Source organism: Phaeobacter sp. HS011 (assembly GCF_018101215.1).
In the GTDB taxonomy this organism is placed as follows: domain Bacteria; phylum Pseudomonadota; class Alphaproteobacteria; order Rhodobacterales; family Rhodobacteraceae; genus Phaeobacter; species Phaeobacter inhibens.
In genome coordinates, this window is the sequence record NZ_JAGEUF010000004.1 from 320,323 (window position 1) to 336,151 (window position 15,829).

The 15,829-nt window shown below is 57.9% G+C and carries 12 protein-coding genes; 8 read left to right on the top strand and 4 right to left on the bottom strand.

Annotated elements, in window-relative coordinates; genetic code table 11:
• Position 1: 1 nt before the first annotated feature.
• Positions 2–1,114, bottom strand: a complete 1,113-nt coding sequence (locus J4721_RS09865; RefSeq protein WP_371816067.1) for an urease accessory protein UreD — start codon at positions 1,112–1,114, stop codon at positions 2–4.
• Between the two features lie 213 nt (positions 1,115–1,327).
• Between J4721_RS09865 and urtA the strand changes: the two genes are divergently transcribed.
• The 8 genes from urtA to J4721_RS09905 all read left to right on the top strand — a co-directional run bounded on the left by urtA (position 1,328) and on the right by J4721_RS09905 (position 13,013).
• Positions 1,328–2,569: an urea ABC transporter substrate-binding protein gene (gene urtA / locus J4721_RS09870; RefSeq protein WP_102870874.1), complete on the top strand. Its 1,242-nt coding sequence runs from the start codon at positions 1,328–1,330 to the stop codon at positions 2,567–2,569.
• Between the two features lie 70 nt (positions 2,570–2,639).
• Positions 2,640–4,640, top strand: coding sequence for an urea ABC transporter permease subunit UrtB (gene urtB / locus J4721_RS09875; protein WP_247656030.1), 2,001 nt, complete (start codon positions 2,640–2,642; stop codon positions 4,638–4,640).
• Between the two features lie 3 nt (positions 4,641–4,643).
• Entirely contained in the window at positions 4,644–5,846 is a 1,203-nt protein-coding gene (locus tag J4721_RS09880; protein ID WP_102875125.1) for an urea ABC transporter permease subunit UrtC, read from the top strand.
• Entirely contained in the window at positions 5,843–6,583 is a 741-nt protein-coding gene (gene urtD / locus J4721_RS09885; RefSeq protein WP_014876259.1) for an urea ABC transporter ATP-binding protein UrtD, read from the top strand. Before J4721_RS09880 ends, urtD begins: the two co-directional genes overlap by 4 nt.
• 3 nt (positions 6,584–6,586) lie before the next feature.
• Complete coding sequence (urtE, locus tag J4721_RS09890; protein WP_014876258.1) at positions 6,587–7,282, top strand: urea ABC transporter ATP-binding subunit UrtE; 696 nt, start codon at positions 6,587–6,589, stop codon at positions 7,280–7,282.
• Positions 7,283–7,800: 518 nt separating this feature from the next.
• Entirely contained in the window at positions 7,801–9,615 is a 1,815-nt protein-coding gene (locus J4721_RS09895; RefSeq protein ID WP_014876257.1) for a BCCT family transporter, read from the top strand.
• Between the two features lie 177 nt (positions 9,616–9,792).
• A complete protein-coding gene (locus J4721_RS09900; protein WP_211002538.1) occupies positions 9,793–11,982 on the top strand; it encodes a thiamine pyrophosphate-dependent enzyme in 2,190 nt (729 codons plus the stop codon).
• Entirely contained in the window at positions 11,979–13,013 is a 1,035-nt protein-coding gene (locus J4721_RS09905) for an ACP S-malonyltransferase (protein ID WP_211002537.1), read from the top strand. The genes J4721_RS09900 and J4721_RS09905 overlap by 4 nt, the downstream gene beginning before the upstream one ends.
• On the opposite strand, the gene J4721_RS09910 is transcribed toward J4721_RS09905, so the two are convergent.
• From J4721_RS09910 to J4721_RS09920, 3 genes are all read right to left on the bottom strand, one after another.
• Complete coding sequence (locus tag J4721_RS09910) at positions 13,003–14,619, bottom strand: DUF427 domain-containing protein (RefSeq protein ID WP_211002536.1); 1,617 nt, start codon at positions 14,617–14,619, stop codon at positions 13,003–13,005. The genes J4721_RS09905 and J4721_RS09910 overlap by 11 nt on opposite strands.
• Positions 14,620–14,757: 138 nt before the next feature.
• Positions 14,758–15,459, bottom strand: a complete 702-nt coding sequence (locus J4721_RS09915; protein WP_014876253.1) for a hypothetical protein — start codon at positions 15,457–15,459, stop codon at positions 14,758–14,760.
• Entirely contained in the window at positions 15,431–15,736 is a 306-nt protein-coding gene (locus J4721_RS09920) for a hypothetical protein (protein WP_102884379.1), read from the bottom strand. Before J4721_RS09920 ends, J4721_RS09915 begins: the two co-directional genes overlap by 29 nt.
• Positions 15,737–15,829: the final 93 nt, after the last annotated feature.

A 15,829-nucleotide genomic window follows, 5' to 3' on the forward strand; every position in this document is an offset into this window, starting at 1 on the left:
GTCAGATCATCCAAGGTCGGGGAAGGGAAGCGCCGTACAGGTCTCGGAGAAGAGGCAGCAGCATCTGGCGTAAGGCGAAACTGTCGGGAGCGAGGGCACGCAGGATCAAAAGGTCGTCGCCGATTAAACTGGCACCGGCGGTAGGACCCAGTTGTGCGCGCAATGGATCAAGCCTGCCTTGGGCATCGGGCGCGATGTATACCAGAGTTGCAACGGCTCCGGCTCCACCGGCTATTGCCGGTTTGGCCAGATGTGCGGCGACATCGCCCTGCAGACGTATCGTATCCAGAAACAGGGGGCGTCCGCTGCGACGAATATCGATGCGATCATTCAGGCTGGCTCTGGTCAGTTTCTCGCCCATGGCGGCCCGCCCAAAAACCAGCGTTTCACACAACAAAAGGCGGGACTGTGCGTGTAGATCGACGGTGAGGGTTCGGTCTAGGTTGCAGTCTTGAAACAGGATCGTTTCCTGGGGAAGCCAAGCGAGGCTGGCCTGGGATTCAACGCTGAGCACGTTGCGGATCATACCCGTCTCTTCAGGCTGTGCACGATAGGCACGTTCGGCGGCTTGGGTGGTGAGGGTCAGCGATGTCCCGGTGCAAGCAGTCGCATTCAGATCAAGTTGGTCACCGCCAGTCACACCGCCCGCAGTATTGACGATCACCCCCTGCAGCTCAGCGCCATTGGTGCGCGGAAACAAGAGCTTCAGCGAGCCGACCTGCCTGAGCCCGGCCAGGACCGATGCGCTGCCACGCCGCTTGGTTGAGACTGAGATATCTCCAACTGCGCGCGGGGGCGCTGGTTGTACTGCTGCGGTAGGTGCCGTTTCGGCGTGCTGGTCCCGGATTACAGGCAGTTCACACGCACGGTCCGGCCAGTACGATTGCTGGCATTGAGATGAAGGTATGGGCGTCATGCTGCTGATTTCATCACAGTGCAGACCCATCGCCAGAGCAAAGCGGATTATTCGGCATCTTGCGTCAAGCCCTGCGCAAAATAGAGGCCAATTGTAGGATTGTTGCTGAAAAAAAAGGCGCGCACATGGTTCGCGCCAGATCACTTTCGCGACGCGTTTGCGAAAATCGCTGCGATGCAGAATGCTCAGCTCATCCACGAAAGCGCAATGCGCGGAGATCGTGGATGTGTGACGACCGGAGGAATTTGCGATCTCGCCAGCCGCCACACGGATGCAACACGAAGCTGCCCGGTACAGGTAGGAAATCCGGCGCTCCGGCGCAAGGGATCCGCCGCCGTTCCGGCGAGGAGAGACTATATGATCACCCGAAAATTCGTTCCGGCAACGACGGCCACCATAGTAGCCTTGGCGATGACGACCATTGGAACCGGGGCCTTGGCTGCAGATTGCCCGATTAAGGTAGGCGTCCTGCACTCGTTGTCCGGTACGATGGCAATCTCTGAGACGACGCTGAAGGATACCATGCTAATGCTGGTCGACGAGCAGAACGCCAAGGGTGGCGTTCTGGGATGTGAGCTGGAGCCGGTTGTGGTTGATCCCGCGTCGAACTGGCCGCTGTTTGCGGAAAAAGCCCGCGAACTGCTAAGCGTGCACGAGGTGGATGTGATTTTTGGTAACTGGACCTCGGTAAGCCGGAAGTCGGTGTTACCAGTGATTGAGGAGCTGAACGGCCTGCTGTTTTACCCAGTGCAATATGAGGGCGAGGAAAGCTCGCGCAATGTGTTCTATACCGGCGCGGCGCCAAACCAGCAGGCGATCCCGGCTACGGATTATTTCCTGGAAGAGCTTGGCGTTGAGAAGTTTGCGTTGCTCGGCACAGATTACGTCTATCCGCGGACGACCAATAATATTCTAGCCAGTTACCTGGATCAGAAGGGGGTCGCGGAGAGTGATATCTTTGTGAACTACACGCCGTTTGGTCATTCTGATTGGTCGAAGATTGTCGCGGATGTCGTGGCCTTGGGGGCGGACGGTAAGAAAGTTGGTGTAATCTCCACTATCAATGGCGATGCGAACATTGGTTTTTATAAGGAACTGGCAGCGGCTGGTATCAGCGCGGATGATATCCCTGTGGTGGCTTTCTCCGTGGGAGAGGAAGAGCTGTCGGGCCTGGATACCTCCAATCTTGTTGGGCATCTGGCTGCCTGGAATTACTTCCAGTCCGCTGAGGGAGAGGCCAACAGCGCCTTTGTTGAGAAATGGAAGGCGCGCATGGGCGATGAGCGCGTCACGAATGACCCCATGGAAGCCCATTACATCGGCTTCAACATGTGGGTGAATGCTGCCACAGAAGCAGGCAGCACTGATGTCGACGCGGTGCGAACTGCGATGTATGGGCAGGAATTTCCGAACCTGACGGGCGGTACAGCTGTCATGCTGCCTAACCATCACCTCGCCAAGCCGGTTCTGATTGGCGAAATTTTGGATAACGGCCAATTCGATATCATCAGCCAGACCGAAGAGATGCCCGGTGATGCCTGGACGGACTATCTGCCTGAATCTGCGGTTTTGACCTCGGACTGGAAAGATCTTGGCTGCGGCATGTACAATACCGAGACCAAGAGCTGCGTTCAGACACTGTCTAACTACTGATTTCGCAGGACAAAAGGAAGGGGGAGACCCCTTCCACCCTCGCTCTCCTTGAATGGAAATGATCCCTATCATGACACGGTTTTTCGCCGCTGGTCTGCTTGTTCTGTGGGGCTGTCTGGCTGCCATGGCGCAGACGATGCCGCCATCGGATTTGCCTCAAACCGAGATATCATCGACGCCGGATGCGCCCCTTCAGCAACTTCTGCAGTCGCAGTCTGACCTAATCATCGCCAGTTCGCGACGGACGATTCAACCCGCCATTGACGCGGTTGCGCAGAGTGGTCTGGGAGACGTGCAGACGCTTTTGCAGCTGTGGCAGGGCAAAAAACTGGTCGTGCGCAAGTCGGATGGGCTTTTCTTTCGTGGTGATACGATAGGCGATAGCCGCTATGAGCTGACGGATCTGGACAGTGGAGCTGTGGTCGGGGCTGTTGGCAGGGCGGAGCTCAAACAGATCAAACCCAATTCTGGCGTGCGGGCCCTGATTGGCACTGCTCTGGTGCGGTTCCAATTGAACGATCCGGTGGCGGCAATCCGTAGGGCTGCGGTTTCCTCAATTGGGCGTGATCCGTCGGCGGAAGCGTTGGAGCCTCTGCGGGCCTCTATCCGAAGCGAAACCGACGACGACCTGCGCGTGCTGAAGCAGCGTCAGGAGCGCTTGCTGACCATTCGTTTTGATAACGACTTCAAGGCTCGGGTTGCCGCAATAGAAGAGATGTCGGGCGATCTGGGTGTTGATGTGCGCGCGGCCCTGAACCCGCTGCTGGACACCTCGCTGCAGATCTATCCAGAGGGAGAGCCAGCGACTGGAAATGTCGCAGCCGAACGTCGTATAGGTGAAGACTTCAGCCAAGCCGACGCCTATGCGGCGTTGGTTGCCAGAGGGTTCGCCGAGCCGCGGTTGCAAAACGATGAGATCAGACTGGCGCTTGAGGCGCATATTGTTGACGGACGTGTGGCAGGCATTCCTCTGGCGCAGCTCTCGGATATGTCCACGCGGCGGAGAGCTTACGGCGCGCTGGCCGCCTCAGGGTTAGCACGCCCTGGTCCAACATTGTCGAACATGACTGACACAGTTGCCCGTTATCAGTTCGTCGATACCTACAATGAGGCCTCTTCTGCCGTGACAGATGCAGCGGAGATGGCGCTGGCACAGAGCAACCGCAAGGTTGCCTTCCATAAAGCGGCGGATCTCGCTCTTGATGCAATATCGCTGGCTTCCATTTATTTCCTCGCAGCGATCGGCTTGGCGATCACCTTCGGCGTGATGGGAGTCATCAATATGGCTCATGGTGAGTTCATTATGATGGGCGCCTACACTGGCTATGTGATCCAGCTGGTGATCCCGGATCACACGCTTTCCATTCTTGTGGCGATCCCCGCTGCGTTTGCCGTAACCTTTGGCGCGGGGATTGCGATGGAGCGGTTGGTGATCCGATGGCTTTACAACCGTCCTCTGGAGACGCTGCTCGCTACTTTCGGCATTTCGATAGCGCTGCAACAGCTGGCCAAGAACATCTTCGGCACACAAGCGCGTCCGCTGACTGCACCGGGCTGGCTGGATGGCGCGTGGATCGTCAACGATGTGGTATCGATCAGCTATATTCGTATTGCGATCTTTGTTCTGGCGCTGGGCTTTCTCGCGCTGCTTTTGTTCATCATACGTCGCACACGTCTGGGATTGGAAACCCGGGCCGTGACCCAGAACCGCAATATGGCAGCATCAATGGGGATCAATCCAGACCGCGTGAATATGCTGACCTTTGGTTTGGGGTCTGGCATTGCGGGGATTGCGGGCGTGGCGATCGGATTGTTTGCGAAGGTCACCTCGGAGCTGGGCAACGACTACATCGTGCAGAGTTTCATGACAGTTGTTGTCGGCGGTGTCGGTAGCATCTGGGGGACCCTGGCAGGCGCTGTGATGATCGGCTTCTCTCAGAAGGGGATCGAATGGTTCAATCCCTCCAATACCCTTGCTGCACAGACCTACATGATCGTGCTGATCATTATCTTCATTCAATTTAGGCCGCGTGGGATTGTTGCCCTACGGGGTCGTGCGGCGGGGGATTGATCCATGCAACGTAGCTTCATTGCCCGAAACCCGTCTGTCCTGATCTTCGTCTCGATCCTTGCGCTGTTTACACTGGCCGTCACCCTGTTATCCGAAGGATTGGGGGTCGGGATTGTCTCAACCTCGCTGATCAAGACATTGGGAAAAACACTTTGCCTCTGTCTGGTCGCCATCGCGATGGATTTGATCTGGGGCTATGTGGGGATCCTTAGTCTGGGTCATTTCGCCTTCTTCGGGTTGGGTGGATATATGATCGGCATGTGGCTGATGTACGAGCGGACCCGGGACACGGTGTTGGCGTCGTTGTCTGACGCGGTGCTGCCACCAACTGATACTGAAATACGAGATGCGGTTGCGCATCAGATTTTTGGCGTAGTCGGCGGCGACAGTTTCCCGCTGGTCTGGGCCTTTGCCGACAGTTTGCTTCTGCAACTCTTCCTGATTGTTGCTGTCCCCGGTGTGCTGGCGCTGACCTTCGGCTGGCTCGCCTTTCGGAGCCGGGTGACCGGTGTATACCTGTCGATTCTCACCCAAGCGATGACCTTGGCGCTGGCGCTTTATCTGTTTCAGAATGACAGCGGTTTGCGCGGCAACAACGGGTTGAGCGGGTTGCAGAATTTGCCAGGCTTAGCCGATGTGCCGCAGTCGTTGATCTCGATATGGTTCTTCTGGGGTTCGGCTCTGGCGCTGGGGCTGGGCTATGTAATCGCTGCCTGGGCGGTCAGTGGGAAATTTGGCTCCGTTCTGCGTGCCATTCGCGACAATGAAACCCGGGTGAGATTTCTTGGATATTCCGTTGAGGGATACAAACTTGTGATGTTTACCGGGACGGCCTGCGTCGCGGGCATCGCTGGTGCGCTCTATTATCCGCAGGCAGGGATCATCAACCCGGCTGAAATGGCGCCGATTGCCTCTATCTATCTGGCGGTCTGGGTGGCGATCGGGGGGCGGGGGCGGCTCTACGGCGCGGTGATTGGTGCGGTTTTCGTATCGCTGTTGTCCAGCTGGTTCACAGGCGGGCAGGCGCCGGATGTTGACCTCGGGCTGTTCACTATTCGCTGGGTCGACTGGTGGCAGGTTGTTCTGGGGCTGGGGTTTGTTCTGGTTACCCTATTTGCACCGAAGGGGATTGGCGGCTTGGTCGATCTGGCTCAGCAGCGCCGCACTGCTGATCTGCCATCCAGCACAGGGAAGACAAAATCATGAATCCTCTCTTGGAAGTATCGGGTGTTTCTGTCAGCTTTGATGGTTTTCGTGCAATCAATAACTTGTCGTTTCGGATCGGTAGGGCCGAGCTTCGCGCGATCATTGGTCCTAACGGCGCGGGCAAAACGACGTTTATGGATATCGTCACAGGAAAAACAGCGCCTGACAGCGGTAGCATCACCTGGGATGGGAGCCGACGTTCAGTATTTGCCCGTTCAGAAGCGCGTATAGCCCGTGAAGGCATTGGTCGAAAATTTCAGAAACCAACTGTATTTGAAGAGCAGACGGTTCAGGAAAATCTGCTGCTTGCGCTAAAAGCGGATCGCCGCCCACTTGCCGTATTGCGGTATCGCCCATTCCGGCAGCACCTTGCCCGGATCGAAGAACTGGCAGGCGAGGTTGGATTGAGCAATGCATTGCAGCGCCGGGCCGGAGAGCTGAGCCACGGTCAGAAGCAGTGGCTGGAGATCGGCATGTTGCTGGCACAAGAACCGCGCTTGTTGTTGGTGGATGAGCCTGCAGCGGGCATGACGCTGGAAGAACGGGAACAAACCACAGCAATCTTGGTTGCGGCGGCTAAAACGCGCGCGGTGGTGGTCGTGGAGCACGATATGGATTTTGTCCGGAGACTGAATTGCCGGGTCACCGTGCTGCACGAGGGCGCGGTTCTCGCTGAGGGATCGTTGGACCATGTGACTGCGGACCGAGCTGTCATTGATGTTTATCTGGGGCGCTGAGAGATGTTGAAACTCGACGATGTAACTCTGCACTACGGTCATTCTCAGGTTCTGCATGGGATCTCGATGGAGGTGCTACGCGGGGAGGTGACCTGTGTTATGGGAACAAATGGTGTTGGTAAAACCAGCCTGATGAAGGCTATTGCAGGTCGCCATGCCCGGTCCGGGGGTGTCATTGAGTTGGATGGCCGATCTTTGGGCACCGCCTCGGCACATCAGTTGGCCAAGAATGGGATTGCCTATGTGCCGCAAGGGCGGGAGATTTTCCCGCTTCTGACAGTTCTGGAAAATCTCGAAACCGGGTTTGGGTGCTTGCCACAAGCCGAGCGCCATGTCCCGGATCGGATCTATGATCTGTTCCCCGTGCTTCATGATATGCGGCATCGACGCGGCGGAGATCTGTCGGGCGGTCAACAACAGCAGCTTGCCATCGCCAGAGCGCTGATTACGCGACCAAAACTGCTATTGCTTGATGAGCCAACAGAAGGCATCCAGCCGAATATTATCCAGCAAATCGGTGAGGTGATCCGGCATCTGCGGTCCGAAGGTGAGATGGCGATTGTGCTGGTAGAGCAGTATTTTGATTTTGCCTACGAACTTGCAGATCGGTTTGTGGTTCTTCGTCAGGGCTGTGTCACATTAGCTGGTGGTCGCGACGACGTCAGCCGCGCTGATCTGTTGGCGGGTGTATCCGTCTGATTTTCGCGACGCGTTATTGTTGCGGCGGAACTGCCTAGCGTGCTGCGGCAAACCGGGGTTGGTAGGCTGTGATGCATATATTGGTATGATCCCTCGCCCTGAAACGCCAATCTGTCGCTTTCGACTGCTGTCATGGTCGAAAACCGCATTCATCACGCCTTTGACTGGCTGATCATTCACCGCGTGTCGCGGTGGATTTAGATAATCTGAAATTCACTACATTTTATTCGAAGTGCCTGGCGCGCCGTATTTGGCTAGTATTGGCCAAATGCATGGTGACGCCGCGCCGGGGACGGCAGAGGAAAGGGAGATCAACCGGAACTGCCGTTCTGGCAACACCGATGGGATGCATCGCAGCCAAGGGGGCGCGCGCATTTTCCGAAGTTGCCTGCAGTCCATCATCATTTAATTGAAACCTGCGCAGTTCCTCTGTGCAGGCGGAGACCAGCCCGCCATCTGAGCGTCAGGGTGAGACGGGATCGAAAAAAAAGACGTGCTACACTCATCAGGGAACGATCATGTCAATCAAGCCACCATTTACCGAGTTGGAGATCGAAACGGCTCCATCCGGGTTCTACGAAGGCCACAGCCTTCCTATCGCATTGATCAGTAAGATCATCATGACGACGCTGGTCCTATGGGCCTTGGTCTGGCCAAGCAAGGCCAGCGGCATTCTGTCTTGGGTTAACAGCGAACTGTTGAATGGATTCAACGCCTTTTACATCGTTTCAGTGGGGGCGTTTGCCTTTTTCCTGTTTGTGCTGGCAATCCTGCCTGCCACAGGAAGCAAAAAACTGGGTCCTGCGGATGCCGCGCCTGAGTTCTCCAATTTTTCTTGGTTCTCGATGATGTTCGGCGCTGGTCTGGGCGTTGGTCTGATGGTTTTCGCAACGGCTGAGCCGCTGGGCCTTTGGGGGTCAAACCCGGTTGTTCTGTCAGGTGCCGTGGCGGCCAACAGCGAAGAAGCGGTGCAATCGGCCTATCGCTATACCTTCCTGCATTATGGGTTCCATGCCTGGGCGATCTATGTGCTGACCGGTCTGTCGCTTGCCTATTACGCCTACACGCGCGATATGCCGCTGACCATCCGCTCGGCGCTGACGCCGTTGCTGGGTAAGGCTGCAAACGGGTTTGTCGGTCATCTGGTTGATGTGCTGGGCGTGGTTGCCACGATCCTGGGCGTTTCGGTCACCATCGGTTTTGGCGTTAGCCAGTTTGTCGACGGCGTCTATGCGGTCTCGGGCATGGAATGGCTGATGAACGGCGATACCGAAGCCCCGAAGCCCAGCACGGTGGGCCTGTTGTCGGCTTTGTTTGTGATCATGGGTCTGTCGATCCTGTCGGCGGTATCAGGCGTGGGTCGTGGGATCAAATACCTCTCTAACCTTAACCTCGTGCTTTCGGTCATTCTGCTGCTGACCTTTGTGTTCTTCGGCTCGTTCTTCTTTGCGATGACCAAATTTGGCAGCGGGTTGGTGGACTATATCCTTCACTTTACCCAGATGTCGTTTGGCGCTTATGGCCCGCAATCAGCAGAGGCCTTTGCTGCGGCGCTGCCTGATGCGGCGCAGGCTTTGCCTGCGGAAGATCTGAGCACGGTTTACGGTTCGGCAACATCGCCGTGGGGATCGTTGGGCGGCTTCACTGAAGGGTTGCCGGCCTCAGCAGCAGCGCTGGATGCAAACGCTGTCTACGCTGCTGGTGAACCCGGTCGCCAGTTTGGCTGGCAGGCCGGTTGGACGACATTCTACTGGGCTTGGTGGATTGCTTTCTCGCCTTTTGTTGGTCTGTTTCTGGCCCGCATTTCCAAGGGCCGCACAGTGCGTGAGTTCATTCTGGGCTGTGTGATCGCGCCTGCCATCGTTTGCTTCCTGTGGATGACCATTCTGGGCGGCACCGCGATTGATCTGGAGTTGAATGGCGGCGCTGCGGGATCAATCATCGGGGCCACCAACACGGCCAAACTGTTTGCAACGCTAGAGCAGATGATTTCGGGTGGTTTCCTGTCCGCCATCACCGTGATGTGTGTTGTGCTGATCATGACCTTTCTGGTCACGTCGGCGGACTCAGGTATTTTGGTGATGAACACCATTATGTCCGGCGGTGAGCAGGAAACCGGCATCAAGCACCGCATCATCTGGGGTCTGATCCTGACCTCTGTGATCGGCGCGCTGATCATCGCAGGCAACAGCGGGACGGCTTCCAATCCTTTTGGGGCTTTGCAGAACGCGATGATTATCGGGGCGCTGCCGTTCACCATCGTCATGGTCTTCATGATGATCTCGCTGGCGAAAGCGCTGTACCGCGACAGTCTGCGGGCCAAAGCAGACTAACCACGGTTCAGTTTCTGAATTGAGAGCAAAGGTCGCGCCCCGGCGCGGCCTTTGTCGTTATAGGATGGTGATAAGGTCAGAAACCTATGAGTGATGCTCATAGGTGGTGGCGGTAATCTCATTGGTAAGATTGGCGTATTTGGGTGATAAAGCCATTGAACTGTCAGAGGTAAGGCCATGGATCGCGCCGAGATCGTACATCAAAATTTCCTTGAGCGAGTGCGGAGAGGTTCTCTGCCACCGGGAGCCTCGCCCGACGGCGGCTTGACGCCCAGTGAAGCGGTGGCGATCTTTCGTGCGCAAGTACTGAGCCGGGCACTGGATCGCACAAGTCGGGCGATGCAGAAGGCGGGGCAGGGGTTCTATACCATCGGGTCGTCCGGTCATGAGGGCATGGCGGCAGTGGCGCGGGCGCTGCGGCCCGATGACATGGCCTTTTTGCATTATCGCGATGCGGCGTTTCAGATTGCCCGTGCAGGCCAAGTGCCGGGGCAGAGTATTGCCTGGGATATGCTGCTGTCCTTTGCTTGCTCCGCTGAAGATCCCATATCAGGCGGGCGGCATAAGGTGCTGGGGTCCAAGGCGTTGATGATCCCGCCGCAGACCTCCACCATCGCCAGCCACCTGCCAAAAGCGGTCGGCGCGGCCTACTCCATCGGTGCGGCGCGGCGTCATGATCCGGAACATCGGGTTCTGGCCGAGGACGGGCTGGTGATGTGTTCCTTTGGTGACGCCTCTGCCAATCATTCCACAGCGCAGGGGGCTATCAATACGGCGTGCTGGACGTCTGTGCAGTCGACACCCCTGCCGCTTCTGTTCGTCTGCGAGGACAACGGGATCGGCATTTCGGTCAAGACACCGAAGGGCTGGATTGAGGCGTCGATGTCCCATCGTCCGGGCATGCGCTATTTTCAGGCCGATGGGCTGAATATGCATGATGCCTACGCAACCGCGCAGGCGGCGGCAGAATATGTGCGACTGCGGCGTAAGCCTGCTTTCCTGCATCTGCGTACTGTCCGGCTCTATGGTCACGCAGGGGCCGATGTGCCGACAACCTATCTGAGCAAGGCTGAGGTAGAAGCGGATGAGGCCAATGATCCGCTGCTGCATTCGGTGCGCCTGTTGTCAGAAGTTGGCGCGTTGTCCTGCGAGGCCGCGTTGGAAATTTATACTGAGACTTGTGCACGGGTGGAGCGGATCCGAACGGAGGCTGTCACCCGTCCCCATCTGAAAACGGCGGATGAGGTGAACGCGAGCCTGGTTCCGCCAGCCCGGGCGTGCCGATCGACGAACGGACCAAGTGCTGAGGCCCGGGCAGAGGTGCTGGGCAGTGACCTGCGCGCTCAGGCAGATCCGCAACCGATGAGCCGCTTGATCAACTGGGCGCTCACAGACCTGATGCTGGAGCATGGTGAGCTGGTCGCCATGGGCGAGGATGTGGGCCGCAAGGGAGGTGTCTATGGTGTCACCCAAAAACTGCAGCAACGGTTTGGCCAAGATCGGGTGATCGATACGCTGCTGGATGAGCAGTCGATCCTTGGTCTTGCTATCGGCATGGGGCACAACGGATTCGTGCCGATCCCAGAGATCCAGTTCTTGGCGTATCTGCACAATGCGGAAGATCAGATCCGGGGAGAGGCCGCGACATTGCCGTTTTTCTCCACCGGCCAGTTCAGCAATCCGATGGTGCTGCGTATTGCAGGGCTTGGGTATCAGAAAGGTTTTGGCGGCCATTTCCACAATGACAACTCACTCGCGGTTCTGCGCGATATTCCGGGCATTGTGATTGCCTGCCCCTCAGATGGGGCAGAGGCCGCCATGATGTTGCGCGAGGCAGTGCGGCTTGCGCGGAAGGAGCAGCGGGTTGTGGTCTTCGTTGAACCTATCGCGCTTTATCCGATGCGGGATCTGCATGAGCCGAAGGACGGCGGCTGGATGCGTCACTACCCGGCACCGGATCAGCGGATCGCACTGGGAGAGGTCGGTGTGCATGGGGATGGGACCGATCTGGCCATCGTCACTTATGGCAATGGTCGCTATCTGGCGACGCAGGCACAGGCGGATCTCGCAGCCAAGGGGGTGGCTGCCCGTGTTGTCGATCTGCGCTGGCTTGCGCCCCTGCCAAAGGAGGCCCTGCTGGCAGCGGCGGCGGCCTGCGACAAGATCCTGATCGTGGATGAATGCCGCACCACTGGCAGCCAGTCCGAGGCACTGATGGCGCTCTTCTATGAGGCGGAGGGCTGCCCGATGGCGCGTGTCGTGGCAGAGGACTGTTTCATCCCGACGGGGCCCGCCTATGCGGCGACCCTACCCTCGAAGGAGAGTATTGTCGCTGCTGCCCTTCGCCTGACGGGAGTTACGGCATGACCCGGACCGCTGTTTTGATCTGCCCCGGACGAGGCACCTATAACAAGACGGAACTGGGCTACCTGTCTCGCTATCACAGTGAGAAACAGGCTCTAATTAGTGCGTTTGATGCTTTGCGAGAGACAGTGGGACAGGAACGCGTTTCAGCGCTGGATGCGGCTGGGCGCTATTCGGTGTCGAAATACACGCGCGGTGACGTGGCCTCACCGCTGATCTACGCCAGCGCCATCGCAGATGCGCAATCCCTTGCGGAGGACATCGACGTTGTCGCGGTCACCGGTAACTCTATGGGGTGGTATATCGCGCTGGCGGCGGCGGGCGTGCTCAGCCCGCAGGCGGGGTTTGAGGTGGTGAACACCATGGGCCAGCTGATGCAGCAGCACCTGATTGGCGGACAGCTGGTCTATCCCTGTCAGAGTGAAGATTGGCAGCTGGATCGTCGCCGCAAGGTGGAGCTGTTGCAGCTGGTCAGTGACATCGCCAACCGTCCCGGTCACCAGCTGTCGCTGTCAATCGATCTGGGCGGTATGTTGGTTCTGGCTGGGAATGCCGAGGGGCTTGACGCGTTCGAACGGGCCGTGCCCCCGGGTCAAGACCGCTTTCCCATGCGTCTGGCCAATCATGCGGCATTCCACACGGAGCTGCAGGCTCCGGTAGCTGCCGCCGGTCGGGCACGGTTGTCACAATCGTTGTTTGGTCCCGCCACGAAGCCGCTGGTCGACGGGCGCGGACAGATTTGGTGGCCGGGTGCGGATACGGTGGAAAGGCTTTGGGGCTACACTCTGAACACGCAGGTAGTCGAACCCTATGATTTTACGCGCGCCGTGCAGGTGGCAGCGCAGGAGTTTGCGCCGGATCTGTTTATCGTTGCGGGACCGGGTACAACACTGGGCGGAGCGGTGGCGCAGTCTCTGGTACAGATCAACTGGCAAGGGCTATCTAATAAGGCGGCGTTCAAGGCCCGACAGGAACAGGTGCCACTGGTTGTCGCCATGGGCGATCCGGTGCAGCGGGCGCTGGTCAGTCGCTAGAACGCTGGTCTGGGTCGATGGCCATGGAGACGGCGAAGGCTTCTACCGGGCGTGAGACGTTGTGCAGTGACACAGATCCCAGCGGGGTGGCCTGTTCCGGTGCTTCTAACAGGTCGCGGCTGACCACAATGGTATGGCCACAGGATTTGCCATAGTCGCCGAGCCGTGCCGCGATATTCGCGGCTTGTCCGATGACGGTGAAGTCCAGCCGCTCACGCGATCCGACGTTGCCATAGGTGACGCCACCATAGGCAAGACCAATGGAACATTCGCTGCGCCTCTGGCCGGGATCATCGCCCATAGCGTCCAGCGCAGCGACAATAGCGCGCGCAGACTGCAGCGCCTGAGCGCGGGCCTCTGTCGGGCTTTCGCCAGCTGGGAACACGGCCAAAACAGCGTCTCCGATGAATTTCAGCACCTCACCTTCGTGATCGTGTACGATGGTGGATGCGGTTTCAAAGAAATTGTTGAGCAGTTCTATATAGGCGGTGCGGCCCAGTTCCTCTTCCAGACGGGTGGAACCGCGTAGGTCGCAGAACATGATGGCCGCATCAATATCGTCGCCATCGCCGCGCCGGATTTCTCCGCCCAGAACCCGCGCGCCGGTGCGTTTGCCGACATAGGTCTCCAGCAATGACTGGGCATTTTCGCGTTGCATGAACACTTCGTAGTAGCGCGCGATCACTGCAGAGCATTCGAATATCAGCCCCAGGTTCTCAGTTGTGAAACCTTTGGGGTGGTGGCTGGCGACTGTCAGCACGTTGATGCGCCCATCAGAAAAGGGAAGCGGCATAGCCACATAGTCCGTCGCGCCCTCCTCCCGTAGATCGTTCAGGATAGGAAACGCGTCGCTGGGCTGTTCCAGATCCAGACGTTGACGAATACCGCCCAGCCCGTTGGAAACGTGGCGCAGGGGGCTGTTCTGGAAGGCCGGGTGGTCGTGGATCTCATAGCTTGGCGCATAGGTGGTCACCTTGCCTGATGCGCGGCTCCAGATGAAGTTCTTGCCTGCGATCATTGGATGCAAAGACCAGGCCATCACCGAAAGGCGGGATAGATGAACGCCTTGCTCCACCAGTTTTGCGGAAAGGCGCTGTGTAAACTCCTCCGGTGTGGGCAGATAGGCCGCCTCACGCAGTAGCCAGTCGATCAGGGGGCCGGAAATGCTACCATATTCGGGAACGTCCAGCTGATTGCTGCCCAGGTCAATCTCAACTTTGGCATCCGGCATGAAGCTGACATGACCTGCAATTCCGGATGCCTCGGGCAGGGCATCGTCGTAGGACCAAGCGGCGTTGCCGATGCAGTCTTTACCAAGTTGGAGATCTTGATAACCGGCTGTGCCCTTGAAGGGGCAGAAGGTCTGATGACCGTTGGCTGCAGACAGGCAGGAGTGGATATCATCCCGGGGGAAATAGATCGCGGCAGGCTGGCGGGTTTCATACATCACCTTTGCGCGGCGGCTTTGCGCGATGATCTTCCCACCAAGGCGAGCGGTAACCGGCCCGCGCAGCTCCTCTATCAGGATGCCATAGGCGGGTTGGGCGGTATTGGCGCGCATGTTCATAAGCGTCGTTTCCTGCTGATTGGCCAGCATGGGGGCCATGCGACCTGCCCTCTATTATGTGGTGACTGATGATAGAAATGCCAGAGCGGCACGGGGAATTGATCGGCTTGACCTCAGGGTTGTTTCCACACTGGCTGCCAATTGGTCACCGACTGCATCGGCGCCATGTGCAGTCGTTCAGACCATGCGGATCACATCCTTACTGATCGACAGAACATAGCCACGTTTAGCGATATTCTTGACCAGAAGCTCACTCACCATCTGATTGCCCAATGTATCGCGCAGGCGCTTGATCCGGGTGGCGCCCGCGGCCTCTTCGCAATCGACGGAAGGGCGGCCGGAGATCATCGCCTCAATCTCAGCACCGGAGAGCACATCGTCATCCAGACGTGCTTCAGCCAGAACCGCGAGGGTCTCCATCGCGGCTGCGGTCAGTTTGAAGCCCATGGTGTTGAGATAGACGGTGTTTTCCTCGCGGCTGATCAGCAGTTCCGTCACCTGAATGCCTGCGCGTTCGATCTGCACCATGCGCCGGTTCAGCATGACCAGCATAGCCAGAACCACCAGTGCGGCGACCATCATCATGGTGGCAAAAACCAGTAGGACAAAAATCACCATCCGATAGCTGGTCAGCGTATCGGCAAAGGCGGTGCCGGATTGGGCGAGGATCTCCAGCAGCTTGATCTCGGCCTGAGTGGTGAGGTCATTTTCGACAAAGACCCGCTCCACCCTGGCGTTGAACGCATTGGCATCCGGCAGCGTCAGCAGGAGCACGGTGCCTGCAATGACCAGGAGGGCAACAATGGCAGCAATCCCCAATGCGATGACGCGGCTGCCTGCCGCGCGCACCTCAGAAACGGAGAAAATAGGGTCCGGCATCCGCTTTCCTTTGTTCCAGCCCGTCGGGACCAAAAATGGACAGAACATTCAGCAAGGTCCAGCCTGCCGCCGATAACCTTCCGGAGATTTCCGCCCTGGCTGCGGGTTTGCTACAGGCACCGCCGATCTGGATGACACCGTAGTGCAGCCGCAGCGGCGCGTCCTGTTTTGCCTTGTAGTCGGCGTAGCATTCGGCGGCTGTGGCCGGACGTGCATCGCTGAGTATACCTGCTGCAAGACCGGCAATCAGGGCCGTGGAGATAACGATCTGTTTCATGCCCTCACCCTGCGCATTTGTCGCGGGATATTCAATAACCGCAGGTGATTGCGCGCGCTGATATTCGATAACAGGGCCGCGTTATTGCCTGTC